This is a genomic window from Streptomyces resistomycificus, assembly GCF_001514265.1.
GTDB lineage: Bacteria > Actinomycetota > Actinomycetes > Streptomycetales > Streptomycetaceae > Streptomyces > Streptomyces resistomycificus.
The window spans coordinates 433720-458132 of the sequence record NZ_KQ948991.1 but is presented as its reverse complement, the minus strand read 5'-3'; the positions used below and the strand labels follow the sequence as shown (position 1 = coordinate 458132).

The 24413-nt window shown below is 70.2% G+C and carries 23 protein-coding genes and 1 pseudogene; 10 read left to right on the top strand and 14 right to left on the bottom strand.

Annotated features, from left to right (window positions below; translation table 11 throughout):
- Positions 1-68: 68 nt before the first annotated feature.
- Positions 69-1100, bottom strand: coding sequence for a phosphotransferase (locus AQJ84_RS16535; protein WP_079022668.1), 1032 nt, complete (start codon positions 1098-1100; stop codon positions 69-71).
- 463 nt (positions 1101-1563) lie between these two features.
- On the opposite strand from AQJ84_RS16535, the gene pdhA reads away from it, so the two are divergent.
- The 3 genes from pdhA to AQJ84_RS16520 are packed head-to-tail and all read left to right on the top strand — an operon-like array spanning position 1564 to position 5180.
- On the top strand, positions 1564-2763 hold the full coding sequence (gene pdhA, locus AQJ84_RS16530; protein WP_030042155.1) for a pyruvate dehydrogenase (acetyl-transferring) E1 component subunit alpha: 1200 nt from the start codon (positions 1564-1566) through the stop codon (positions 2761-2763).
- 1 nt (position 2764) lies between these two features.
- Positions 2765-3757 carry an alpha-ketoacid dehydrogenase subunit beta gene (locus AQJ84_RS16525; protein ID WP_030042154.1) on the top strand — a complete coding sequence of 331 codons (993 nt, stop codon included), beginning with the start codon at positions 2765-2767 and terminating at the stop codon, positions 3755-3757.
- A gap of 10 nt (positions 3758-3767) precedes the next feature.
- Positions 3768-5180, top strand: coding sequence for a dihydrolipoamide acetyltransferase family protein (locus AQJ84_RS16520; protein ID WP_053191454.1), 1413 nt, complete (start codon positions 3768-3770; stop codon positions 5178-5180).
- Between the two features lie 65 nt (positions 5181-5245).
- On the opposite strand, the gene AQJ84_RS16515 is transcribed toward AQJ84_RS16520, so the two are convergent.
- Together AQJ84_RS16515 and AQJ84_RS16510 are read right to left on the bottom strand one after the other, a co-directional pair.
- The gene (locus tag AQJ84_RS16515) at positions 5246-5779 is read right to left on the bottom strand and encodes a GNAT family N-acetyltransferase (RefSeq protein WP_225877318.1); all 534 of its coding nucleotides are present in this window, start codon (positions 5777-5779) and stop codon (positions 5246-5248) included.
- 74 nt (positions 5780-5853) lie between these two features.
- A complete protein-coding gene (locus AQJ84_RS16510; protein ID WP_037803523.1) occupies positions 5854-6756 on the bottom strand; it encodes a D-alanyl-D-alanine carboxypeptidase family protein in 903 nt (300 codons plus the stop codon).
- A gap of 222 nt (positions 6757-6978) precedes the next feature.
- Between AQJ84_RS16510 and AQJ84_RS16505 the strand changes: the two genes are divergently transcribed.
- Positions 6979-7629 carry a GntR family transcriptional regulator gene (locus AQJ84_RS16505; RefSeq protein ID WP_030042149.1) on the top strand — a complete coding sequence of 217 codons (651 nt, stop codon included), beginning with the start codon at positions 6979-6981 and terminating at the stop codon, positions 7627-7629.
- A complete protein-coding gene (locus AQJ84_RS16500; protein ID WP_053191452.1) occupies positions 7626-8921 on the top strand; it encodes an MFS transporter in 1296 nt (431 codons plus the stop codon). Before AQJ84_RS16505 ends, AQJ84_RS16500 begins: the two co-directional genes overlap by 4 nt.
- An 89-nt stretch (positions 8922-9010) precedes the next feature.
- Here AQJ84_RS16500 and AQJ84_RS16495 read toward each other — a convergent pair whose 3' ends face one another.
- Positions 9011-9835, bottom strand: a complete 825-nt coding sequence (locus tag AQJ84_RS16495; protein WP_030042146.1) for a maleylpyruvate isomerase family mycothiol-dependent enzyme — start codon at positions 9833-9835, stop codon at positions 9011-9013.
- 181 nt (positions 9836-10016) lie between these two features.
- Between AQJ84_RS16495 and AQJ84_RS16490 the strand changes: the two genes are divergently transcribed.
- Positions 10017-10811 carry a carbon-nitrogen family hydrolase gene (locus AQJ84_RS16490; RefSeq protein WP_030042145.1) on the top strand — a complete coding sequence of 265 codons (795 nt, stop codon included), beginning with the start codon at positions 10017-10019 and terminating at the stop codon, positions 10809-10811.
- 6 nt (positions 10812-10817) lie between these two features.
- Here the strand turns inward: AQJ84_RS16490 and AQJ84_RS16485 are convergent, their stop codons facing one another.
- A complete protein-coding gene (locus AQJ84_RS16485) occupies positions 10818-11312 on the bottom strand; it encodes an LURP-one-related/scramblase family protein (protein ID WP_030042144.1) in 495 nt (164 codons plus the stop codon).
- Positions 11309-12310: a GlxA family transcriptional regulator gene (locus AQJ84_RS16480; RefSeq protein WP_053191450.1), complete on the bottom strand. Its 1002-nt coding sequence runs from the start codon at positions 12308-12310 to the stop codon at positions 11309-11311. Before AQJ84_RS16480 ends, AQJ84_RS16485 begins: the two co-directional genes overlap by 4 nt.
- Before the next feature lie 51 nt (positions 12311-12361).
- Here AQJ84_RS16480 and AQJ84_RS16475 point away from each other — a divergent pair, with 51 nt between their 5' ends.
- Positions 12362-12748, top strand: coding sequence for a cupin domain-containing protein (locus AQJ84_RS16475; protein WP_030042143.1), 387 nt, complete (start codon positions 12362-12364; stop codon positions 12746-12748).
- Between the two features lie 170 nt (positions 12749-12918).
- On the opposite strand, the gene AQJ84_RS43485 is transcribed toward AQJ84_RS16475, so the two are convergent.
- The 6 genes from AQJ84_RS43485 to AQJ84_RS16450 all read right to left on the bottom strand — a co-directional run bounded on the left by AQJ84_RS43485 (position 12919) and on the right by AQJ84_RS16450 (position 19118).
- On the bottom strand, positions 12919-13083 hold the full coding sequence (locus tag AQJ84_RS43485; RefSeq protein ID WP_164873116.1) for a hypothetical protein: 165 nt from the start codon (positions 13081-13083) through the stop codon (positions 12919-12921).
- Positions 13084-13129: 46 nt separating this feature from the next.
- Entirely contained in the window at positions 13130-14239 is a 1110-nt protein-coding gene (locus AQJ84_RS16470; RefSeq protein ID WP_225889105.1) for a glycosyltransferase, read from the bottom strand.
- 275 nt (positions 14240-14514) lie between these two features.
- The gene (locus AQJ84_RS16465; protein WP_030042142.1) at positions 14515-14754 is read right to left on the bottom strand and encodes a DUF6458 family protein; all 240 of its coding nucleotides are present in this window, start codon (positions 14752-14754) and stop codon (positions 14515-14517) included.
- A gap of 99 nt (positions 14755-14853) precedes the next feature.
- On the bottom strand, positions 14854-16170 hold the full coding sequence (locus tag AQJ84_RS16460) for a M18 family aminopeptidase (RefSeq protein WP_030042141.1): 1317 nt from the start codon (positions 16168-16170) through the stop codon (positions 14854-14856).
- A gap of 111 nt (positions 16171-16281) precedes the next feature.
- Positions 16282-18108: an acyl-CoA dehydrogenase gene (locus AQJ84_RS16455; protein ID WP_030042140.1), complete on the bottom strand. Its 1827-nt coding sequence runs from the start codon at positions 18106-18108 to the stop codon at positions 16282-16284.
- A gap of 155 nt (positions 18109-18263) precedes the next feature.
- Entirely contained in the window at positions 18264-19118 is an 855-nt protein-coding gene (locus tag AQJ84_RS16450) for an intradiol ring-cleavage dioxygenase (RefSeq protein WP_053191449.1), read from the bottom strand.
- 179 nt (positions 19119-19297) lie between these two features.
- On the opposite strand from AQJ84_RS16450, the gene AQJ84_RS16445 reads away from it, so the two are divergent.
- Complete coding sequence (locus tag AQJ84_RS16445; protein ID WP_053191447.1) at positions 19298-19771, top strand: SseB family protein; 474 nt, start codon at positions 19298-19300, stop codon at positions 19769-19771.
- A 41-nt stretch (positions 19772-19812) separates the two neighbouring features.
- Here the strand turns inward: AQJ84_RS16445 and AQJ84_RS16440 are convergent, their stop codons facing one another.
- Positions 19813-20547, bottom strand: a complete 735-nt coding sequence (locus AQJ84_RS16440) for a TetR/AcrR family transcriptional regulator C-terminal domain-containing protein (protein WP_053191445.1) — start codon at positions 20545-20547, stop codon at positions 19813-19815.
- Positions 20548-20707: 160 nt separating this feature from the next.
- On the opposite strand from AQJ84_RS16440, the gene AQJ84_RS16435 reads away from it, so the two are divergent.
- Positions 20708-22240: an MFS transporter gene (locus AQJ84_RS16435; protein ID WP_053191443.1), complete on the top strand. Its 1533-nt coding sequence runs from the start codon at positions 20708-20710 to the stop codon at positions 22238-22240.
- A 149-nt stretch (positions 22241-22389) separates the two neighbouring features.
- Entirely contained in the window at positions 22390-23361 is a 972-nt protein-coding gene (locus tag AQJ84_RS16430) for a pirin family protein (protein ID WP_030042134.1), read from the top strand.
- An 83-nt stretch (positions 23362-23444) separates the two neighbouring features.
- On the opposite strand, the pseudogene AQJ84_RS16425 reads toward AQJ84_RS16430, so the two are convergent.
- A pseudogene (locus tag AQJ84_RS16425) lies at positions 23445-24399 on the bottom strand (BRO-N domain-containing protein).
- Positions 24400-24413 lie beyond the last annotated feature (14 nt).

The following is a 24413-nucleotide window of genomic DNA, read 5'->3' as shown; positions in this document are numbered from 1 at the left end:
GTGCGGCCCGGAAACGGGCCCCACGCGCGCGTGCTGCTTCTGCGGCCCCCTCGCAGAAGGGGACGCGCTCAGTCCGAGAAGGCGTCGCACACCGCGTCGTAGTGCCGTGTCCACCACACCGCGAGTGCCGAGGCCGCCGGGAACTGGGGATCCGCGCGGGTGTCACCGCGTTCGTAGTGCCAGCGCAGCATCCAGAAGTCGTTCAGGCGCTCCCACCACACGCGGTGCACGGCCGCCGCGAGCGTGGAGGGGGCGGCGCGGGCCGCGCGCCGGTACGCGCGCGCGTACGCCCGCACCTTCGGCAGGTCGAGCGTCCCGGCGGGCCGTACGAAGAAGATCGCGGCGGCGCGGACGGCCTCCTCCGCGCGGGGCTTCACGCCGAGCCGGTCCCAGTCGACGATCGCGGCGGGGGCGTCCCCCTTGTAGAGCAGGTTGAACGGGTGGAAGTCCCCGTGCACCCAGCCCACCGAACCGCCGTGCGCGGGCCGTCGGCCGGCGTGCTGTTCCAGGAGCGCGCGTCGCTCCAGGAGCCGGTGGCGGGCCAGCGCGTCGAAGCTGTCGGCGGGGCGGTGACGGCGGACCCGGCCGAGGAGGTCCTCGATGAGGGCGAAGGTGTCGGCGGGGTCGGAGCTCGCGGCCGGGCCGGTGCGCGCCCGCGCGTGGGTCGGCATGACGCGCTCCAGGCTCGCGTGCACCACTCCCAGCAGTGCCCCGAGCCGTCCGCACTGCGCGGTGGTGAGCTGGCCGCCGTGACGGTGCCGGCCCTCGATCCAGGGGTGCAGGGCGTAGGCGTGGCCGCCCACCACGGCGACCGTACGGCCGTCGCGGCCGGTCAGCGGGGGCGCCACGGGAACGCCGAGGTCGGCCAGTCGCCGGGTGGCCCGGTGCTGGCGGACGATCGCGGCGGGATCCGCGGTCTCGGGGTCGAAGTGGTGCTTGAGGAAGTAGCGGCCGCGGGTCGTACAGAGCCGGTAGCCGCGGTTGAGCAGCCCCTGGTCTACGGGTTCACAGGCGAGGGCGGTCCCGGCGGAGTACTGGCGGAGGAGGGCGCCCAACGGGGGCGTGTGGGGAAGGAGGGGTGGTACACAAGAGCGCGGCACGCTGCCCGATGCTAGGGCACATTTCAGGCCTCTGAGCTGGGCGTTGTCACAGGCAGTCGCTTTCGATCACGGGATGTGCCCGAAGTGGCTTTACCTGATTTTTCCGTCTTCGCGCCCACGGGTGGTGTCATACCCGTCTCCGACACCTGCTTCAGGGAGACTCTTCCCGTGACCTGGGTCACCGAGATAACGTGCCGTTGTTCCGGCCCCCTGCAAGGCTGTGACCAGGAACTGTTTCCCGATTTCTCGATTTACTTGGAAATCCAAGCAAAATCGCAGGTCAGGAGGGGTTTCACAGAAATGTGGAGCACTGGGTAACGTGCCTGATGCAGGGCGCTCGCCGGGGCACCTTGTCACGCCTGTCCCCGAACGAGCCGCACCCACCCCGTGCGTCCGGAGGGCCGCAGGTGAGCCGCACTGGCACCCGGCGAACCCGGGTAGCCGGACCGACGGAGGAGCACACGTGACCGTGGAGAGCACTGCCCCGCGCAAACCGCGACGCAGCGCAGGTACGACCGGTACGAAGAGCACGGCCGGCAAGCGCGCGACCGCGAGGAAGTCGCCGGGCACCGAGCCTGAACTCGTCCAGTTGCTGACGCCCGAGGGCGAGCGCGTCCAGAACGCGGGGACCGCCGCGTACGACAAGTACGTCGCCGACATCACCCCCGACGAGCTCCGCGGCCTGTACCGCGACATGGTGCTCACCCGCCGCTTCGACGCCGAGGCCACCTCCCTGCAGCGCCAGGGCGAGCTGGGCCTGTGGGCGTCGCTGCTCGGCCAGGAGGCCGCCCAGATCGGCTCCGGCCGGGCCCTGCGCGACGACGACTACGTCTTCCCCACCTACCGCGAGCACGGGGTCGCCTGGTGCCGCGGGGTGGACCCGACCAACCTGCTCGGCATGTTCCGCGGCGTGAACAACGGCGGCTGGGACCCGAACGGCAACAACTTCCACCTCTACACGATCGTCATCGGCTCGCAGACGCTGCACGCCACCGGCTACGCGATGGGCGTGGCCAAGGACGGCGCGGACTCGGCGGTCATCGCCTACTTCGGCGACGGCGCCTCCAGCCAGGGCGACGTCGCGGAGGCCTTCACGTTCTCCGCGGTCTACAACGCCCCCGTGGTGTTCTTCTGCCAGAACAACCAGTGGGCCATCTCCGAGCCCACCGAGAGGCAGACCCGCGTCCCGCTCTACCAGCGCGCCCAGGGCTTCGGCTTCCCGGGCGTCCGTGTCGACGGCAACGACGTGCTGGCCAGCCTGGCCGTCACCCGGTGGGCCCTGGAGCGCGCCCGCAACGGTGAGGGGCCGACGCTGGTCGAGGCGTACACGTACCGCATGGGAGCCCACACCACCTCCGACGACCCGACGAAGTACCGGGCCGACGAGGAGCGCGAGGCCTGGGAGGCGAAGGACCCGATCCTGCGCCTTCGCCGGTTCCTTGAGGCCTCAAACCACGCGGACGAGGGATTCTTCGCGGAACTCGAGGCCGAGAGCGAGGCGTTGGGCAGGCGAGTGCGCGAAGCGGTTCGTGCCATGCCGGACCCGGACCACTTCGCCATCTTCGAGCACGCGTACGCGGACGGGCATGCGCTGGTGGACGAGGAGCGGGCGCAGTTCGCCGCCTACCAGGCGTCGTTCGCCGACGCAGAGGGGGGTAACTGAGATGACGCAGACAGAGTCGGTCAAGAACCTGGCGCTGGCGAAGGCGATCAACGAGTCGCTGCGCACGGCCCTGGAAGCGGACCCCAAGGTCCTCGTCATGGGCGAGGACGTCGGCAAGCTCGGCGGCGTCTTCCGCGTGACGGACGGCCTGCAGAAGGACTTCGGCGAGAGCCGGATCATCGACACCCCGCTCGCCGAGTCCGGCATCGTCGGCACGGCCATCGGCCTCGCGCTGCGCGGCTACCGCCCGGTGGTGGAGATCCAGTTCGACGGCTTCGTCTTCCCGGCGTACGACCAGATCGTCACGCAGCTCGCGAAGATGCACGCGCGCGCTCTCGGCAAGGTCAAGATGCCGGTCGTCGTCCGCATTCCGTACGGCGGTGGCATCGGAGCCGTCGAACACCACTCGGAGTCCCCCGAGGCGCTGTTCGCCCACGTGGCCGGCCTGAAGGTGGTCTCCCCGTCCAACTCGTCGGACGCCTACTGGATGATGCAGCAGGCCATCCAGAGCGACGACCCGGTGATCTTCTTCGAGCCCAAGCGCCGCTACTGGGACAAGGGCGAGGTGAACACCGAGGCGATCCCGGGCCCGCTGCACAAGGCGCAGGTCGTCCGCGAGGGCACCGATCTGACCCTCGCCGCCTACGGCCCGATGGTGAAGCTCTGCCGTGAGGTCGCCGACGCGGCCGCCGAGGAGGGCAGGTCCCTGGAGGTCCTGGACCTGCGTTCGGTGTCGCCCCTGGACTTCGACTCGATCCAGGCCTCGGTGGAGAAGACCCGCCGCCTGGTCGTGGTCCACGAGGCCCCGGTGTTCTTCGGCTCGGGCGCGGAGATCGCCGCCCGGATCACCGAGCGCTGCTTCTACCACCTGGAGGCCCCGGTGCTGCGGGTCGGCGGTTATCACGCCCCGTATCCGCCGGCCCGTCTCGAGGAGGAGTACCTGCCGGGCCTGGACCGGGTGCTCGACGCCGTCGACCGTGCCCTGGCGTACTGAGGAGAGGGTCGTGACGACGATGACGGAAGCTTCCGTACGCGAGTTCAAGATGCCGGACGTGGGCGAGGGGCTCACCGAGGCCGAGATCCTCAAGTGGTACGTCCAGCCCGGTGACACGGTCACCGACGGCCAGGTGGTGTGCGAGGTCGAGACGGCGAAGGCGGCCGTCGAACTGCCCATCCCCTACGACGGGGTCGTCCGGGAACTGCACTTCGCCGAGGGCACCACGGTCGACGTGGGCACGTCGATCATCGCGGTGGACGTGGCGGGTGGCGGCGCGGCCGCGGAGGCGACGCCGGCACCCGCCGTCGCGGAGCCGAAGCCTCAGGAGCCGAAGCCTCAGGAGCCGAAGCCGGCCGGCTCCGGCCGCCAGCCGGTCCTGGTGGGCTACGGCGTGGCTGCCTCCTCCACCAAGCGCCGCCCCCGCAAGGGCCCGGAGATCCCGGCCCAGGAGGCGTCGACGGTGATCCAGGCGGAGCTGAACGGCCACGGTGGCGCCGCCGTGCCCGTGAAGGAGCGCCCCCTGGCCAAGCCGCCGGTGCGCAAGCTGGCGAAGGACCTGGGCGTGGACCTGACGACGGTGGTCCCGTCCGGCCCGGACGGCGTCATCACCCGGGAGGACGTGCACGCGGCGGCGGCTCCCGCGGCACCGGCGCAGGCTCCGGTGCCCGAGCCTGTGGAGCAGCGGGCTGTCGCCGCGCCGACGGCGACGTACGACACCTCCCGTGAGACCCGTGTCCCGGTGAAGGGCGTCCGCAAGGCGACGGCCGCGGCGATGGTCGGCTCGGCCTTCACGGCCCCGCACGTCACGGAGTTCGTAACCGTCGACGTGACCCGCACCATGAAGTTGGTCGAGGAGCTCAAGCGGGACAAGGAGATGGAGGGCCTGCGGGTCAACCCGCTGCTGCTGGTCGCCAAGGCCCTGCTGGTCGCGATCAAGCGGAACCCGGACGTCAACGCGTCCTGGGACGAGGCCAACCAGGAGATCGTGCGCAAGCACTACGTCAACCTGGGCATCGCGGCCGCCACCCCGCGCGGCCTGATCGTCCCGAACATCAAGGACGCCCACGAGCGGACCCTGCCCCAGCTGGCGGAGGCCCTGGGCGACCTGGTGTCGACGGCGAGGGAGGGCAAGACGTCCCCCGCCGCCATGCAGGGCGGCACGGTGACCATCACCAACGTCGGCGTCTTCGGCGTCGACACCGGCACGCCGATCCTCAACCCGGGCGAGTCCGCGATCCTCGCGGTCGGCGCGATCAGGCTCCAGCCGTGGGTCCACAAGGGCAAGGTGAAGCCACGCCAGGTGACGACACTGGCGCTCTCCTTCGACCACCGTCTGGTGGACGGCGAGTTGGGCTCCAAGGTCCTTGCGGACGTCGCGGCGATCCTGGAGCAGCCGAAGCGGCTGATCACCTGGGCGTAGCGGCACTCGGCCGCGTGTCCCACGCACCGCGCGTGGGACACACGACTCGTGCCCTGCCCGGAGGTTCAGCCCTCGCCGCCCGGGGTCCGCAGCCGCAGGCGCACGTAGTCCGCGCCGCCAGGGCCGGGCCTGCGGTGTCCGTCCTGGTGCCAGCCGTGGCGGGCGTAGAAGGCGTGGGCGCGGGTGTTGCGTTCCCAGGCCTCGAGCACTCCCGTGTGCAGGGAGGACTCGTGCAGGAAGCGCACGTAGGCGGCGTGGAGCCGGCTGCCGACGCCCTGGCCCCAGCAGTCGGGGCGCACGTGGATCTGGTACAGCTGTCCTGCCGTCGTGGCATCCAGGTCGGTGTCCGCGGGCGGGCCCATCGACACGACGCCCGTCAGGTCGCCGTCGCGCAGGGCGCACAGGATGTGCCGGTGGCCGCCCGTGAGGGCGCGCTGCCAGGCGGCCCGGCGGTCACACCACGTCTCGGCCGTGGTGAGTTCCGGCTCCGACCAGCCGCCCGCGCGGTAGTACGCGGTACGGGCCTCGGAGTGCAGGTCGGTGATGGCGTCCAGGTCGTCGGGGCCGGCGGGGCGCAGGCCGGTCGTGGGAGGGGTCACGACCGACATGGTGAGGGCCCCCCGCCGCCGGCGGGGGGCCCTTTACCCGGATGTGGTGACCGCTTGGCGCAGGGTCAGCCGAGCCGGGCGAAGCCGTAGTTGAGCAGCTTCGTCGCGTCCGTCGCACGCTGGCTGGCGCTCGTGGAGGCGAGGACCGTGCCGATGACCGTCTTGCCGTTGCGGGTGGCCGCGAAGACGAGGCAGTACTTGGCCTCGGTGCCGGAGCCGGTCTTGACGCCGATCGTGCCGCTGTAGCTGTTGAGGAGAGTGTTCGTGTTCTCCCACGTCGGCATGGTGCGGGTGGAGCCGGTCTTGGTGATCGTCTTGGCGGTGTACTTCTTCGTCTTGACGATCGTGCGGAACGTCGAGCTCTTCAGCGCGCTGCTGGCGAGCTTCGTCAGGTCCTTCGGCGTCGAGTAGTTCGCGCCGTTGCCGATGCCGTCGAAGGAATCGAAGTGCGTGTTGGTCAGCCCGAGGTTCTTCGCCTGGGTGTTCATCTTGCCGATGAACGACTTCACACGCGCCGCCCGCGTCGAGCCCGAGCCGAACTTGTCGGCGAGCGCGTACGCGGCGTCACACCCGGACGGCAGCATCAGCCCGTACAGCAGCTGACGGACGGTGACCTTGTCGCCGACGATCAGGCGGGCCGAGGAGGCGCCCTTCGACACGATGTAGTCGCTGTACGCCTTCTGGATCGTGACCTTGCTGTCGAGGTTGAGGTTCGACTGCGCGAGCACGACCTTGGCGGTCATGATCTTCGTGGTGGAGCCGGTGGAGCGCTTGGTGTTCGCGGCCTTGCTGTACAGCCCAGAGCCGTTCGCGTTGTTCATCACGTAGCCGCCCTTGGCGACGATCGTGGGCGCGGTGGCGGCCTGCGCGGGTGCCACGGTGAGGGCTCCGGTCGCGAGCATGGCGCCTGCGGTCACGGAGACAGCGGCGGCTCGGCGGATGCGGACGACCTGGAGGCCGTCCTTGATGCCGGTTATCAACTGAGATACCCCGATTGTGTCGAATGCCCCTGAAGTGCGGCCGAGTTGACGTGTTCAAAGAATATGGGGCCGCAGGTGTGTGACACGTAACTAGCACAGAAGGTTGTGCGGCTGCTGAGGCGGATTCCCGTTTTTTACCGGCGGATGAGGTTCCGGTCCGCATCCTGGACGGTCACCGTCATGCGTACGTGTTGTATCTAAGCTGTGGGCATGAGCCTGGCCGTCAAGTCCCCACCCGCAGCCGATCGCGTGTACACCCACGTCAAGCAGGGGGTTCTCGACCGCCGCTACGAGGGCGGCACCCTCCTCACCGAGGGCGAGTTGGCCGAGGCCGTCGGAGTCTCCCGCACGCCGGTGCGCGAGGCGCTGCTGCGGCTGGAGGCGGAAGGGCTCATCAAGCTCTACCCGAAAAAGGGAGCCCTCGTCCTGCCCGTCTCCGCCCAGGAGATCAAGGACGTGGTCGAGACCCGGCTGCTGGTGGAGGAGCACGCGGCGCGCAAGGCCGTACCCGCACCGGCCGGGCTCGTCGAACGACTGACGGAACTGCTCGACCGGCAGAAGGCCCAGGCCGCCGCGGGAGATCTCGCAGGCGCCGCCGTCACCGACCGCTGCTTCCACGCCGAGATCGTCCGCAGCGGCGGCAACGAGATCCTCTCCCGGCTCTACGACCAGCTGCGCGACCGCCAGTTGCGCATGGGCGTCGCCGTCCTGCACTCGCACCCCGACCGCATCGCCAAGACCCTCGCCGAGCACGAGGAGATCCTCGAGGCCCTGCGCTCCGGGGACGCGGAGGCCGCCGTCGCCGTCGTCCACCGGCACGTCGGCTGGTTCTCCCATCTGGCCCGGGGGGAGGTCCGATGAGCTCCGCCACCCTTCCGGGTGACCCGCCGGGCGGCCGCCGCGCCATGGCCGTCTGGGGCATCGGCGTCTCCGTCTACTTCGTCGCCGTCATCTTCCGTACGTCCCTGGGAGTCGCCGGCCTGGACGCCGCCGACCGGTTCCACGTGGGCGCCTCCGCCCTGTCGACCTTCTCGATCCTCCAGCTCCTCGTCTACGCGGGCATGCAGATCCCCGTCGGTCTGCTGGTGGACCGGCTCGGCACGAAGAAGGTGCTGGGCCTGGGCGTGGTCCTGTTCACCGCCGGACAGCTCGGCTTCGCCTTCTCCCCCTCGTACGGCATGGCCCTTGCCTCACGCGCGCTGCTCGGCTGCGGCGACGCGATGACCTTCATCAGCGTGCTGCGGCTCGGCACCCGCTGGTTCCCGGCCCGTCGCGGGCCGATGGTCGCGCAGTTCGCGGGACTGGCCGGCATGGCGGGCAACCTCGTCTCCACCCTCGTACTGGCCCGCCTGCTGCACGGCATCGGCTGGACGGCGGCGTTCGCCGGCAGCGCGCTCGCCGGTGTCGTCGTCCTCGTCCTGCTCCTGCTCTTCCTGAAGGACCACCCCGCGGGGCACGAGCCGGAGCCGTTCCCGCACCAGGGCGCGGCCTACGTACGGCGGCAGATCGCCGCGTCCTGGCGGGAGCCGGGGACCCGGCTAGGGCTGTGGGTGCACTTCACGACCCAGTTCCCCGCGATGGTGTTCCTGCTGCTGTGGGGGATGCCGTTCCTGGTCGAGGCGCAGGGGCTGTCGCGGGCGACGGCCGGCGAACTGCTGACGCTCGTCGTGCTGTCCAACATGGTCGTCGGGCTGGTCTACGGGCAGGTCGTCGCCCGGCACCACGGGGCGCGGCTGCCGCTGGCCCTGGCAACCGTGGGTGCCACGGCGCTGATGTGGGCCGTGACGCTGGCGTATCCGGGCGAGCGGGCGCCGATGTGGCTGCTGGTCGTGCTGTGCACGGTGCTGGGGGCGTGCGGGCCGGCGTCGATGCTCGGCTTCGACTTCGCGCGGCCGGCGAACCCGCCGGAGCGGCAGGGGACGGCGTCCGGGATCACGAACATGGGGGGTTTCGTCGCCTCGATGACGACGCTGTTCGCGATCGGGGTGCTGCTGGACGCGACCGGGGACGACTATCGCGTCGCGTTCTCCTCGGTGTTCGTGCTCCAGGCGGTGGGCGTCAGTCAGATCCTGCGGCTGCGCGGGCGGGCGGCACGCAGGGAACGGGAGCGGTTGGTGGCGAGCCGGGTGGAGACGGTGCACGTGCCTGTGTAGGCACCCGGTGCCTGAGCGGTCCGGCACCGCTGCCCGTTGCCCGTTGCCAGGTGCCTGGCGCCCGGGCGCACACCGCCCGCCTCCCGACGCTACGGCGTGACCGTGAAGTTCCGCAGGATCGCCCCCGTGAGCTGCGGGTCCCCCTCTGCCTTCACCCGGTCCGCGACCGCCTCCGGGGTGACGCGGCCGCAGGCGAGGCGGACGTAGGTCTCCCAGTCGAGGGTGAGGGTGGCGGCCGGGCCGAGCGCGGGGGCCGTCTCGAGGGTGCCGCGGCCCTGGATGTCGACGCGGATGGTGCGCAGGAACTCGACGGGGCCGTGCACGTCGATGACGATCGCCGAGCTGCGGGGCGCACCCGCGTCCTCCGCCACCAGCCGCGGGAGGGCGGCGAGAAGCACGTCACGCGCGATGTGCGCGCCGGGGGAGTCGAGGTTGCCGGGGCGGCCGAGGGCGGCGCGCAGGTCCTGTTCGTGCACCCACACGTTGAACGCGTGGTTGCGCATGGCCTCTTCGAGGGTGAGCTCGGTGCCGACGTGGCCGCGCACCTTGTGGCCGGGGTCGCGCGACTCGTTGCGCAGCTGGCGGTTGCGGCGGATGATCACGTACTCCAGCTCGGACGTCATCTCCGGTGCCGTGTGGTGACGGCGGACGTCGACCTGCATCTCCATGTAGCGCTGGTACTCGTTGGTGACGTGGAACAGGTCGCGCGGCAGCGTGTGGATGGGGCGCGGGTCGCCGAGCATCTCGCAGTCCAGGCCGATGACATGGGAGACCACGTCACGGACCGACCAGCCGGGGCAGGGGGTGCGCCGGTTCCACTCGCCCTCCACAAGCGGCTGCACCAGCTCGGATATCGCGTCGATGGAGTGGGTCCAGGCGTCGGCGTAGGGCTGGAGGGTGGGATGCAGACTCACGGAACGGGACCCCTCGGCGGTCGGTACTCGGGCGGTGGTGGCGGCGGCGTTGCCTGCGGGAGGTGGCTGTCGGCGGGTGTCTCGAAACGCTAAGTTACGCTGCTGTGAGGCACCCCGGCAGTGCTTTCGTGTGACGATCGTAGGCCCGTGTGGACGGCTCGAATGCCAGGACGGTGGTAGTGTGCGCGCCTCTTTGATCCAGATCGCTGTGGACGAGGGCGAATCGGTCGACTCCCGGCGGCGGCGCACGGCCTCGCTGGTACGGGACCAGGCGGGCGCCGACCTCGTCGTACTGCCCGAGCTGTGGACCACCGGGGCGTTCGCCTTCGAGGAGTTCGGGAGCGCGGCCGAGCCCCTCCAGGGACCGACGTACGAGGCCATGGCGAAGGCGGCGAGCGACGCGGGCGTCTGGCTTCACGCCGGTTCGATTCCGGAGCGCGCCTCGGACGGGACGCTGTACAACACCTCCCTCTTCTTCGCGCCGTCCGGCGATCTGGCCGCCTCCTACCGCAAGATCCACCGCTTCGGCTTCGACAAGGGCGAGGCCGTGCTGATGGGCGCGGGCGAGGACCTGGTGACGGTGCGTCTGCCCGACACGACCGTCGGCGTGGCGACCTGCTACGACCTCCGTTTCCCCGAACTCTTCCGCGGTCTCGTCGACGCGGGCGCCGAGACCCTGGTGGTCCCGGCGGGCTGGCCGGAGCGCCGCCGGGCGCACTGGACGCTGCTGGCCCAGGCTCGGGCGGTGGAGAACCAGGCGTTCGTGCTCGCGTGTGGAACGGCCGGGACGCACGCCGGAGTTCCGCAGGCGGGTCACTCGATCGTGGTCGATCCGTGGGGCGCGGTGCTGGCGGAGGCGGGGTCCGACGAGGAGATCCTCACGGTGGAGTTCGACCCCGGGAAGGTCGCGACGACGCGGGAGCAGTTCCCGGCGCTGAAGGACCGGGTGCTGGGACTGCCCGCCCCGCGCCGCTGAGCCGGCTCAGTCCTCCCGTTCCTTCTCCGCCAGATGGATCACACACACCGCCACCGCGATCAGCAGCGCCGGGTCGGCGTCCTCTCGTACGACGTCCACGCCGTACGTCTCGCGGACGTGCAGCCGGCGTCGGGAGATGACGGCGAGGAGTTCGTCGTCGTACTCGACGGCGAACTCCCGGTCGAGGATCTTGCCGCTGACGTCCAGTTCGGTGCTGCCGTCGGCCAGGGACACGCGGTAGTGGTTGCGCAGCAGGGACAGGCGTTTGCGTGTGATCCGGGCCAGGGGTTCGCCGTCCCGTTCGATCACCATGGTGTCGCGCAGGGCGAGCATCTTCTGGTGGATGTCGACGAGGACGCGCCCCTGGGTGTCCTTCAGCTCGAAGGTGTCCCGCAGCCGCATGGCCTTGCCGTCGACGAGGAACACCTTGTTGCCACGGTCGTCCTCGATCCAGTAGTCGTCACCGATGCCGAGGAGCCGGTCGCGTACGAGGAATCTCATGCCATGAGCGCTTCCCCGGCAGGCGATCCGAAACGCCGCCGGTAGGCCGACGGGCTGAGTCCGGTCTCGCGCCGCACGCGTGCGCGCAGGTTCGCGGCCGTCCCGAGGCCGCTCCTGTGAGCGACGATGTCCAGCCGTTCCTCGCCGCGCTCGATCAGCCGGCAGGCGAGCGCCACCCGCTCCCCCGTCAGCCAGGCCAGCGGGGTCGTCCCGAGCTGGGCGCGGAAGCGCCGGTGCAGGGTGGCCGGCGACACCGCCGCCCGGGCCGCCAGGTCCGCCACCGTCAGCGGCTGCCCCAGCCGTTCCTGCGCCCACGCGATCAGCGGACCGAGCGACTCGTCGGGCACGTCAGGCACCGGCCGCTCGACGAACTGCCGCTGGCCGCCGTCCCGGTGGGCGGCGAACACCAGCCGCCGGGAGACGTGGTTGGCGATCTCGGCGCCGTGGTCGCGGCGCCACAGGTGCAGCCCGAGGTCGAGTGCGGCGGCACTGCCGGCGGCGGTGAGGACGTCGCCCTCGTCGACGAACAGCACGTCGGGCTCCAGCAGGACCTTCGGATGCAGTTCGCGGAACGAATCGGCCCACAGCCAGTGGGTCGTGGCCCGCCGCCCGTCCAGCAGCCCGGCCTCGGCGAGCGCGAAGCTGCCGGTGCAGAAGCTCAGGACGCGGGCTCCACGCGCGTGCGTGCGGCGGATCGCGTCGAGTACGGCGGCCCCGCGCGGGACGACGTTGTCCGGACGGCCGGGTACGACGAGGGTGTCGGCGTCGTCCACCGCGTCGAGGCCGGCCGCCCCGGTCAGGGTGAAGAAGCCGTGGTTCATCCGCACGTCGGGTGCCGGTGTGCACAACGTGACGTCGTACAGCGGCCGCTCCAGCCCGAGTTCGGGGCGCGGCAGTCCGAACAGCTCGGTGGCGACACCGACCTCGAAGGGGTTGGTGCCCTCGTCGACGATCACGGCGACCCGGTGCGGGCGGCGCTGAGAGGATCCTTGCGGCATATGCGATTTCTAGCACTCGCAGGGTGCCCCGGCACACCCCACGATGAGCCCATGGAACCCATCTCCCTGCCCCGGGCCCTCGCGTCCTTCACCGACGTGTGGAGCCCTCGCATCGTCACCACCGTCAACGACTACGACGTACGCGTCGCGAAGGTCGACGGCGAGCACCTCTGGCACGTCCACGACGACACCGACGAGTTCTTCCTCGTCCTCGACGGCGAACTCCACATCGCCCTGCGCGAGAAGGACGGCGAACGCACGGTCGTCCTCCCCAAGGGCTCGGTCTTCACGGTCCCCCGCGGCACCGAACACAAGCCGTACGCCCCGGCCCCGACCGAGATCCTCGTCCTCGAACCCACCGGCACCTCCACCGTCGGCGACCGCCACGACGAGGTACCGGACCACGTGGACGCGACGACGGGGCACGCGTTGTCGTGACGGTCGGTGGCTCGACGACGCCCCTGCCGCCGAGTACCCGGCCCGCCGCGTACACCAGCAGGAGTGGAGCGTCCCGGTCCGTGTCACCGAGGGCGGCACGGACCGGCTGCCGCTGGTGCCGGCGGGCCTGGACGCCTCCTAGGGCCTGTCGCCTGGACCAGGCGTCGCGGTCAGCGGCGGCGCGGGCGCGGCGCCAGCTTGTAGAGGGCCAGGCCCGCGGCCACCAGCGTGGTGGCCGTGACCATCAGCGCCATGCTGTTGATCCACAGGCCGGTGGCGGCCAGGGTGGCACCGCCCGCACCGGTGGAACCGGCGCCGATCACTCTTCCGTACATGGTCGTTCTCCTAGAGGGTGTGGTGCGTTGGTGCGTGGGGGGCGGTTCAGGTGGCCACCCACTTCTCCTCGCTGCGGCGCACCAGGCCCCACAGCGAGGAGAAGTAGACGGCGTGCTGGAACAGGTCGTAGAGCATCTCCGGGATCATCAGCGCCGCGACCAGGACGGCCCGGGGTCCGGCGCGGCGCACGGAGACGGTCTTCTCGACCATGAAGAGCAGACCGATCGCGGTCCAGAACGGGGAGAAGCCGGGCCAGCCGTACAGCGTCGTGAACGTGATCATGAAGGTCAGGTACACGAGGAAGGACAGCGCGCCGAAGCCCATCAGGAACTGCTGGGCGAAGTAGCGGGCGGTGACCCGCGTCCAGCCGTAGTCGCGGAGGTTCTCCAGCGCGCCGCGCTGCCAGCGCAGGCGCTGGTGCCACAGCTTGCCCAGGGTCGGCATGACCTCGGTGGTGACCGCGCAGCCGGCCGGGGACATGGCGCGGTAGCCGAGGGTCTTGACCGCCTTGGTCATCTCGTCGTCCTCGGTGAGCGAGGCGAGGCTGTAGTAGCTCGTGCCGCCGCCGATCACGCCGGCGCGGCGGGCGGAGCGCACCTCGCGCAGCACCCGGGCGCGGAACATGGTGCCGGTGCCGGTGAGGACCTGCGCCTTGCCGCCGGTGCGTTCCAGCTCCCACGCGTAGCGGTGGAACTCCATGCGCTGGAGCAGACCGAGGAAGCCGCCGCCCTCCTCCCCGTAGAAGACGCCGCCGACGGCGCCGACCCTGCGGTTGAAGGTGGCGCGGGCGGTCTCGGCGAACCACGGGTTGAGGACGGTGTCCGCGTCCTGCACCAGCAGCAGGTCACGGTCGTCCAGGTGCGGCAGCATCCAGGCGATGGCCTGGTTGAGGGCGCCGGCCTTCTTGTGGGTGTTGCCCTGGGTGTGGAAGACCTGGGCGCCGTGGGCTTCGGCGACGAGGGCGGTGTCGTCGGTGCAGTTGTCCGCGACGACCACGACGAGGTCAGGGGGCCGGGTCTGGTTCCACAGGCCCTGGATGGCGGCCGCGATGCGGTCCTGCTCGTTGTGGGCCGGTATCAGCGCCGCGAGGCGCGGCTCGGGCCCGGGTTGCTCGGGGGCGGCGTGGGCGCGGCGAGCGGCGTGGCGGCCGGAGATCCGCCGGCGCCGGTCGTGGGCCCGGGCGGACGCCGGCGCTGCGAGGTCGAGCACGTGGAGCCCCCCGAGGCGCAGGTGGTACGGCCCGGCACTGCTCCCCCCCGGGCCTCAGGCCTCCAATTCTTCACGCCATTCACACAAACACACAAGATGCCCCCGGTTACGGAATGCTCAAGGTTGTCGGTGCTTGCCCTGTGCATGCCGTGCCGGGGGTCCTGTACCGCTCCGGTGCTTGTGTCCGGTATCCGGGGTTCGGCCCTTGACCCGCCGAGGTGTCAGATGCCGTACCCGTCCCTGCGGGTGGTGCGCCGTTCCTCTTCGACGACCGGTGTCGAGGGCGGCACCACGACCCGCCTGCGCCGGGCGATGCTGCTGAACGTGCTGACGCCGATCAGCCCGACGACCATCAGGATGATGCCGACGAGGTCGAGGTTGACCCCCTGCATGTCCCAGTCGGTCGCGAACGTGAGGATGGCTCCCACGGCGATAAGGATGATGCATCCGCCGAGGCCCATGGCTGTTGCCTCCCTGTCCGGTCCGGTCGTTCCGGTCCGGAAATGCGGGTACCCCGGTTGTCAACCCCCATGCCGTGCCGAGCCGTTCCGGAACCGGCGCTACCCCTCCAGGAACGCCACCAGCGCGTTCGCCAGCAGGTGCGGGTCGTCGGCGCCGCACAACTCCCGTGCGCTGTGCATCGACAGGATCGCCACACCGATGTCGACGGTCATGATGCCGTGGCGGGCCGCGGTGATCGGGCCGATCGTGGTGCCGCAGGGCATGGAGTTGTTGGAGACGAAGGACTGGAAGGGCACGTCCGCCTTCTCGCAGGCGGCGGCGAACACCGCGCGTCCCGAACCGTCCGTGGCATAGCGGTTGTTCACGTTGACCTTGAGGATCGGCCCGCCGTTGACGCGGGGGTGGTGCGTCGGGTCGTGCCGCTCCGCGTAGTTGGGGTGGACCCCGTGGCCGGTGTCGGAGGACAGACAGACGGTCCCCGCGAAGGCCCTCGCCCGGTCCTCGTACGACCCTCCGCGCGCGAACACCGAACGCTCCAGCACGCTGCCGAGCAGCGGCCCGTCCGCGCCGGTGTCCGACTGCGAGCCGTTCTCCTCGTGGTCGAAGGCGGCCAGCACCGGGATGTAGGGCAGGTCGTCGTTCCCGGCGAGCGCGGCCAGCGCGGCCACTCCGGAGTGCACCGACAGCAGGTTGTCCATGCGCGGCCCGGCGACCAGGTCGTTGTCCCGGCCCAGGTAGGAGGGGCGCTCCACGGGGTGCGTCATCAGGTCCCAGCCGGTGACCTCGCCGGCGCCGATCCCGCTCTCCTCCTCAAGGAAGGCGATGAGGTCGCCGTCGCGCACGTCGCTGCCCAGCCCCCAGATGGGCTGCAGATGCCGCTGCTTGTCGAGCTTGAGACCCTCCGCCGACACCGAGCGGTCCAGGTGGATGGCGAGCTGGGGCACCCGCAGCAGCGGCCGGTCGATGTTCACCAGCCGACTCGAGCCGTCCCGCAGCGACAGCCGGCCCGCCAGGCCCAGGTCGCGGTCCAGCCAGGAGTTCATCAACGGCCCGCCGTAGATCTCCACGGCCACCTGCCGCCACCCGTGGCCGCCCGTGTCGGGCCGCGGCTTGACCCGCAGGTTGGGCGAGTCGGTGTGCGCGCCGACGATCCGGAAGGGGGTGTGCGGCCCGGCGCTCTCGGGCACGTACCACGCCACGATCGCCCCGCCGCGCAGCACGTACCTGCCCCCGCTGACCGCTGCGGAGGCCGAGGTCTCCGCGTCCCAGGCGTCCGTCTCCGAGACCTGACGGAAGCCCGCCTTCTCCAGCCGCTCGGCGGCGTTCGCCACGGCGTGGTACGGCGACGGGCTCGCCGCGAGGAAGGACATGAGGTCGTCGGTGTGGCCGCGGTCGAAGCGGGCGGGTGCGCTCATGGGGTTCACCTTAACGACGTACGAGAGCCCGCTCCCGGCGACGGGGAGCGGGCTCTCGTAAGGACGGTGTGGAGTTTCGCGAAGCTGTACGGATGTGTCCCGGAACGCGTCCTAGAACGCGGCCTCGTCCAGCTCCATCAGGTCCAGGTCGACGCCCTCGGCGACCTTGCGGGCCAGGGTGACACCCGGCAGGACGTCGGCCGCGAAGAACTTCGCCGCCGCGATCTTGCCGGTGTAGAACGCCTTGTCCTTGGCCGACGCCGTCTCCAGCTTCTCGGCGGCGATCGCGGCGCCCTTCAGGAGCAGGTAGCCGACGACCACGTCACCGGAGGCCATGAGCAGGCGGGTGGTGTTCAGGCCCACCTTGTAGATGTTCTTGACGTCCTGCTCGGTGGCCGCGAGGTCGGTCAGCATCAGACCGACGATCGCCTCCAGCTCGACGGCCGCCTTGGCGAGGTGCTCGCGGGCGCCCGCCAGGCTCTCGCCGCCGGTGCCCAGGGCGAGGAACTTCTTGATGTCCTCGGCGAGGGAGTTCAGGGCCGCACCCTGGTTGCGGACGATCTTCCGGAAGAAGAAGTCCTGGCCCTGGATCGCCGTGGTGCCCTCGTACAGGGTGTCGATCTTGGCGTCGCGGATGTACTGCTCGATCGGGTACTCCTGCAGGAAGCCGGAGCCGCCGAAGGTTTGCAGGGACTGGGCGAGCTGCTCGTAGCCCTTCTCGGAGCCGTAGCCCTTGACGATCGGCAGCAGCAGGTCGTTGAGGGCCTCCAGCGCCGAGACGTCCTCGCCAGCCGCCTCCTTGACCTGGATCTCGTCCTGGACCGACGCGGTGTAGAGGACGAGGGCGCGCATGCCCTCCGCGTACGCCTTCTGCGTGATCAGCGAGCGGCGCACGTCCGGGTGGTGCGTGATGGTGACCTTGGGCGCGGTCTTGTCCATGAAGTTCGCCAGGTCCGGACCCTGGACGCGCTCCTTGGCGTACTCCAGCGCGTTCAGGTAGCCCGTCGACAGCGTGGAGATCGCCTTCGTGCCGACCATCATCCGCGCGAACTCGATGATGCGGAACATCTGGCGGATGCCGTCGTGCTTGTCACCGATCAGCCAGCCCTTGGCGGGGTGCCGGTCACCGAAGGTCATCTCGCAGGTGTTGGAGGCCTTCAGGCCCATCTTGTGCTCGACGTTCGTCGCGTAGACGCCGTTGCGCTCGCCCAGCTCGCCGGTCTCGAAGTCGAAGAGGTACTTCGGTACGAGGAAGAGGGACAGGCCCTTGGTGCCGGGACCGGCACCCTCGGGACGCGCCAGCACGTAGTGGAGGATGTTCTCCTCCATGTCGTGCTCACCCGACGTGATGAAGCGCTTGACGCCCTCGATGTGCCAGGAGCCGTCCTCCTGCTGGACCGCCTTGGTGCGGCCGGCACCGACGTCCGAACCCGCGTCCGGCTCGGTGAGCACCATCGTGGAGCCCCAGGTCTTCTCGACCGCGATCCGGGCGATCTTCTTCTGGACCTCGTTGCCCTCCTCGTAGAGGATGCCGGCGAACGCCGGGCCGGAGGAGTACATCCACACGGCCGGGTTGGAACCGAGCAGCAGCTCCGCGTATCCCCAGATCAGGGAGCGCGGGGCGGTGGTGCCGCCGATCTCCTCGGGCAGGCCCAGGCGCCAGTACTCCGAGTCCATGAAGGCCTTGTAGCTCTTCTTGAAGGACGCGGGTACCGGAGCGGTGTTGGTCTCCGGGTCGAAGACCGGCGGGTTGCGGTCGGCGTCCGCGAAGGACTCCGCCAGCTCGTTCTCCGCGAGCCGGGTGAGCTCCTCGAGGATGCTCTTGGCGGTCTCGGTGTCCATCTCCTCGAACGGGCCTGTGCCGTACAGCTTGTCGCGCCCGAGCACCTCGAAGAGGTTGAACTCGATGTCGCGGAGATTCGACTTGTAGTGCCCCATGGCGACGGCTCCGTAAGAAAGAGATCGGCGAGGCACTGAGCCCCGCGCCAATTCACGTACCAACAAGTAGCAAGTACCTAGGATGATGCTACCCGCCGGTAATAAGTCGCAACCCCGAACCGCCCATCTGTGACGCGTCACGCGTTCCGCGCACCTCAGACGGGCACCGTGAGTGTCGCCGTGTAGCCCTTGTCGACACTCCCCGTCACCGTCGCCAGCTGCTGCTCGTAGCCGTCGCTGAAGATGTTGTCCGTCTCCAGGGACAACTGGCTCAGGTTGCTCACGCTCCGGCTGTAGCCGTCCGTCGCGTACACCGCCTCGCAGACGTCCTGGGCGAAGGCGAGCTGGGAGGTGTTCGTGATGGCCGTGGCCGCCGTCGCGTCGTCCAGGCTGCCGTAGACCTCGAAGTGGATGTGCGGCCAGCGACCCGTGTAGCAGCCCGGGAAGATGCTCTTGAAGGTGACCTGGCCCTTGTCGTCCGTCTCCTGGACGCCCCGCAGGTAGTTCTCCTCCGTGACGCCCTCGGAGTACAGGGAGTAGTTGCCCTCCCGGTCGCAGTGCCAGAGGTAGACGGCGGCACCCTCCTTCGGGGTGCCGCAGCCGGAGGCCGCGTCCACCACGGTGAGCGTGATGGTCAGGGGCACGCCCTCGGCGGTGCCGCCCGCGGAGTCGCCGAAGCTCCTGGTGAGGTCGCTGCGCACGACACCGCTCTCCTTCAGCACGTTCACGCCGTTGGAGCCGTCGCCGGGGTAGGGGCCGGCCGTCTCGTTCGGGATCGTCGCGCACTCGGCCGACGAGGAGGACGACGACCCCGCCGAGGCCGAGGAGGACGCCGACGAGCCGTCACCGGCGGCGGACGTCGTGTCCCCGTCGCCGGAACAGCCGACCAGCGGCACCAGGCTCGCCCCGGCCAGCAGCCGGATCATCCGGCGGCGGGCGAGGACGGGAAGGTCGTAGGACAGCCCCCGGTCGTGCTCGTGGTCGTCGTGGTCGTGCTGGTGTCCGCTCATGGCCCTGTCTCCCTGTCGCCGATTGCCCGCGCTTTGCCGTCTCGTGGCGCGTTCTTTGATGCGCCGGACGCTATGGGCGCCCGCTGTGCGAAACCAGGGGTCCGTCTGTGAACTCCCCATGGAACTCCTACACCCGGTACCGGCCCGCCGCCCCCTTCCCTCTCGGTACGCTTGCGCCCATGTACGGCTACGACCAGAACGTCGGTGCTCAACAGGGCTACGTCCCGCCGCAGCAGCCCATGTCCGGCGGCGTCGGCGGATACGGCCAGCAGCCGCCGCTGTACCCGGAGCCGTCCCCGCCCTCGCTGGCGGACGCGGTGCGGGCCTTCACCACCGGGCAGATGTCCGCGGAGGACTTCCAGCAGGTCTTCGCGACCTCGAAGGTCTACTGCCCGCGCGGCGACAACCCCGGTTTCCTCGCCCTGCACAACACCCAGCAGCCGGTGATCCCCATGTTCACCTCGCTCAAGGAGCTGCGCCGGTACGCGGGCAAGGAGTCCAAGTACTTCGTCATCACCGGCGCCGAGGTCATCGACCTGCTCCCGACCGGCTACGGCTGCGTCCTCGACATGGAGGGCGAGCACCGCATGGTCTTCGACGCGAAGGCCGTGGAGCAGATGGTCGAGTTCGCGATGCGCCGGATGTACGGCTAGAGGTCACTGCCCCGCGAACGGCCGACGGTATCGGCGGGGGTTCACTTCGGCAGCCGCAGCGCCAGCCCGTCGAGGACCACCTCCAGGCCGTAGGCGAACTTCGCGTCCCGCAGCGCCACCGGGTCCTGGGCCGCGGCGGTCGCCTCGGCGTAGCCGCCTTCGAGGTGGGCGTGGCCGGCCGCGGCCCGCTGGACGGCGGGCAGGAGGCGGGCGATGAGATCCGCCTCGGTCTCGCCGGAGCGGGCGACCGTGGTGAGCCAGGCCGCCTCGGTGGTGCTCATGCCGATGACGTACGACAACACGGTGTCGATCGCGCCCGTCGGCTCGGTGAATCCGGCCGCCGTGAACAGCGCGGCCAGCCGCTCGGAGAAGGACATCAGGTTCGGGCCGAGGTAGGCGAGCCCGGCCTGCCCGAGGACCGCGGACAGCCAGGGGTGCCGTAGCGCCGCGGTGCGGAACGACCCCGCGGCCTCGCCGACGGCGGCCCGCCAGTCGGGGTTGTCCGCGGGCGGTACGTGGATCTCGGCGGCGACCTCGTCCACGGCGAGCTCCATCAGCTCGTCCTTGGTGGCCACGTGCCGGTAGAGGGAGGTCGCGCCGGCGTTCAGGCGGGCGCCGAGCTTGCGCATGCTCAGGGCCTCGATGCCCTCGGCGTCCAGCATCGCGACCGCCTCGCGGACGATGGTGTTCCGGCTGAGGGCGGGCTGGTCGGCCCTGGGCCGGGGGCGGGCCCACACGGACGGGATGGGGTTCGGCTTCGACGTCCTGGCTGCCATGTCGGTCTCCTCGGTGCGTACGTCGTTCGCGTCGAGCGTACAGCGATTGCCCGTTGCGCACACCGTTCCGTCATGCGTACAGTGTGCGCATCGCAAGGAACGGTGTTCGCGGCACGGGAACAGTGTGCGCACGCCTTCCCAGGGAGCGAAGGGACGCCCCATGGAAACCACTCAAGCCCGCAACCCACGCCGTTGGTGGATCCTCGTCGTGCTCTGTCTGAGCACGCTGGTCCTGGTGGTCGACAACATGGCGCTGACCGTCGCGGTGCCCGCGATGACCGAGGACCTCGGCGCGAGCGCCCAGGACACCCAGTGGATCCTCGACTCCTACATCCTGGTCTTCGCCGGCCTCCTGCTCACCTCCGGCAGCCTCGGCGACCGCTTCGGACGCCGGAAGGTGATGCTGATCGGGCTGCTGCTCTTCGGGGCCGCCTCCCTGGCCGCGTCCTTCTGCGCCACCCCCGGCGAGGTGATCGCCGTACGCGTCGCGATGGGCGTCGGAGGGGCGCTGATCATGCCGTCCACCCTCTCGATCCTCATCACCGTCTTCGACGAGGAGGAGCGCGGCAAGGCGATGGCCGCCTGGGGCTCGGTGTCGATGCTGGGGCTGGTGGGCAGCCCGGTCCTGGGCGGCGTACTGATCGACCACTTCTCCTGGCAGGCGATCTTCTTCATCAACGTGCCCGTCGTCGTGCTCGCCCTCGTCGCCGGTGTCACGCTCATGCCCGAGTCGAAGGCGCCCTGGCAGAAGGCCGACCCGCTCGGTGCGGTGCTGTCCGCCACCGGCATGACGGCCCTGGTCTGGTGGATCATCGAGATCCCGGCGCACGGTGCGCTCGGCGGCCGCTCCACGGTCACGCTGGCGGTGGCCCTGCTGTCCCTGGCCGGCTTCGTGGTCTGGGAGAACACCACCAAGTCCCCCATGGTCCCGCTGGTCCTCTTCAGGCACCGCAACTTCAGCGGCGGCTCGCTCTCCCTCGCCCTGGTCCAGATCGGCAACGGAGGTCTGCTGCTGGTCCTCACCCAGTACCTGCAGTTCGTGCTCGGCTACTCGGCGGTCGAGGCGGGCCTGGCCTTCCTGCCGCTGGCGGTCGCGGCGCTGATCGGCAACGGGGTGGGCGTCAAGCTCGCCGCCTCGATCGGCAACCGGTTCGTCATCCTCGGCGGAATGCTCGTGATGGTCGTCTGCTTCGCCCTGCTGACCACGGTGGACGCCGACTCCGGCTTCACGGTCCCGGCGGTGGCCCTGGGGCTGCTCGGCCTCGGCGCGGGCCTCGCGATGCCGGCCGCGGTGGCCGCGCTGATGGGCACCATCCCCGCGGACAAGGCGGGCGTCGGCTCGGCCCTGAACGACACCATCCAGCAGGCCGGCACGGCGCTGGGCATCGCGATCCTCGGTTCGCTGCTGTCGAGCGGCTTCCGGGCCCAGATGCCCGCGGACGCTCCGGAGGCCGCGAAGAACTCCATCCCCGAGGCGCTGGCGGTCGCCGGCGGCGACGCCGGGCTGGCGCGGGCGGCACGGGAGGCCTTCACCGCCTCGATGTCCACGACCTTCACGGTGAGCGCGATCGGCGTGCTGGTGGCGGCGGTGCTGGCGGCCGTGGTGATGCGGGACGGGAAGGGGGAGCCGGCGGGGGCCGGGGAGCAGGCCACGGCCTCGGATTCGGCGAAGGAGTCCGAGTTGGTCATCTGACCTGATTGAGTGGTCCGAGAGGCCGGTGCCCTGAGAGGGGCACCGGCCTCGGCGTTGGGTGCGGACGGGAATGCTCACCCGTCCATTGCCGTTGGGGGTGGCAGAAAGTTCAACGCTCAACTAAACTCGGAGCACAAGGAGGTACCGACATGCCTGCAGTGACCGTCGAGAACCCGCTGACGCTGCCCCGCGTCGCCGCACCCGCCGACGCCGTGGCCCGTCCCGTGGTCGCCGTCACGACCGCGCCCAGCGGTTTCGAGGGTGAGGGCTTCCCGGTGCGCCGAGCGTTCGCCGGGATCAACTACCGCCACCTGGACCCGTTCATCATGATGGACCAGATGGGCGAGGTGGAATACGCGCCGGGGGAGCCCAAGGGCACGCCCTGGCACCCGCACCGTGGCTTCGAGACCGTCACCTACATCATCGACGGGATCTTCGACCACCAGGACAGCCAGGGTGGCGGCGGAACCATCACCAACGGCGACACCCAGTGGATGACCGCGGGTTCGGGGCTCCTGCACATCGAGGCCCCGCCGGAGTCGCTGGTCATGTCCGGCGGACTCTTCCACGGCCTCCAGCTGTGGGTGAACCTCCCGGCCAGGGACAAGATGATGGCCCCCCGCTACCAGGACATCCGCGGCGGCAGCGTCCAGCTGCTCGCGTCCCCCGACGGCGGCACCCTGATGCGCGTGATCGCCGGCGAGCTGGACGGCCACGCCGGTCCCGGCATCACCCACACGCCGATCACGATGGTCCACGCGACGCTGGCACCGGGTGCGGAGCTCACTCTTCCGTGGCGGGAGGACTTCAACGGTCTGGCGTACGTGCTGGCGGGCCGGGGTGCGGTGGGCGCGGAGCGGCGTCCCGTGCACATGGGGCAGACGGCCGTCTTCGGCGCGGGCTCCTCGCTGACCGTCCGTGCGGACGAGAAGCAGGACTCCCACACGCCGGACCTGGAAGTCGTCCTCCTCGGCGGACAGCCGATCCGTGAGCCCATGGCCCACTACGGCCCCTTCGTGATGAACACCCGCGAGGAACTCCAGCAGGCGTTCGAGGACTTCCAGAAGGGCCGACTGGGGACGATCCCGGCGGTGCACGGGATGTCCGAGGGTGGTCTGTAGGGCCCGGCAGTTCAGTACGCTCGGAACAGGCCCGAAGTCGCAACGTCGTTTTGCGACTTCGGGCCTGCCTTGTCACGGGGTCGCTACGGCAGTACGTAGATGGGGGCCCCGTCCGCGGCGCAGCCTGTCTGCCGCATGCAGCCGCGCTTGAGCAGCGTGCGCAGACAGTCGTGGACGCGAGCGAAAGAGAGCCCCGTACGTGTGGCGATCTCTTCGGTACCTGGCCTCGCCTCGAACGAGTGCGGGCGCCAGGCACGCCGCCACCGCATGGACGTCCTCGGTGAAGACCAGGTTCTTCGTCGTCCAGGTGGTCAGGAGCTGCTGAGGCGTCAACTCCGGTTCGGGGCGGTGGCGCCTGAGAGTCCGGGCGATGTCCTGCAGTGCCTCGGCGATCAGGCGTTGGCTGCGGGCGATCGTGCTCTGGTCGCGGGCGATGGTGCCCTGGCTGCGGCTGATCTCTCGTAGGAGATCGGTCTGTTCCCTCTGGAAGGCCGCCATCATCTCGTCGGCCTGGATGTTCCTCACTTCGAGCCGCACGATCGCGTCGGCGACCTGTTGGGGCATGGCGTAGGCGGTGCCGCCGATGCCCCCAGTGGCGGCAGGGTGTGCGGGAGCCGGTTCCAGGGAGTAGGAGCCGTCGCGCTGGATGGTGGCGATGACTTCGCAGACCCAGGCCTTGAAGGGCTGGGATTCCGGCTTGGTGCAGCCGTTCACCAGCCGGATCAGGCCTTGGAGATTCACGAGGCTCATGTCTCGTCGCCACTCTCGACCTGCGGGGATGCTGAGACAGTGACTTCCAGTCACTGTCTCCAAACTGTCTCGGTGGTCTTCGGGGACATGGTCCAGCAGTGCCTTGCGAGGGGTGGTGTACCCCAACTGCTTGCAGACATCCACCGCAGGAAACCAGTGCGTCCCGTCCGGCATGGTCAGCCTCCGCACCCGCGCCCCCGTGGCCGCGAACACGAAGTCGTTGATGTCGATCGCGTCCTGCTTCTGCGCCGCCGGTTGTTCCAGCGGGGTGTTCCTCTGCTCGTACATCGAGCATCACCTCC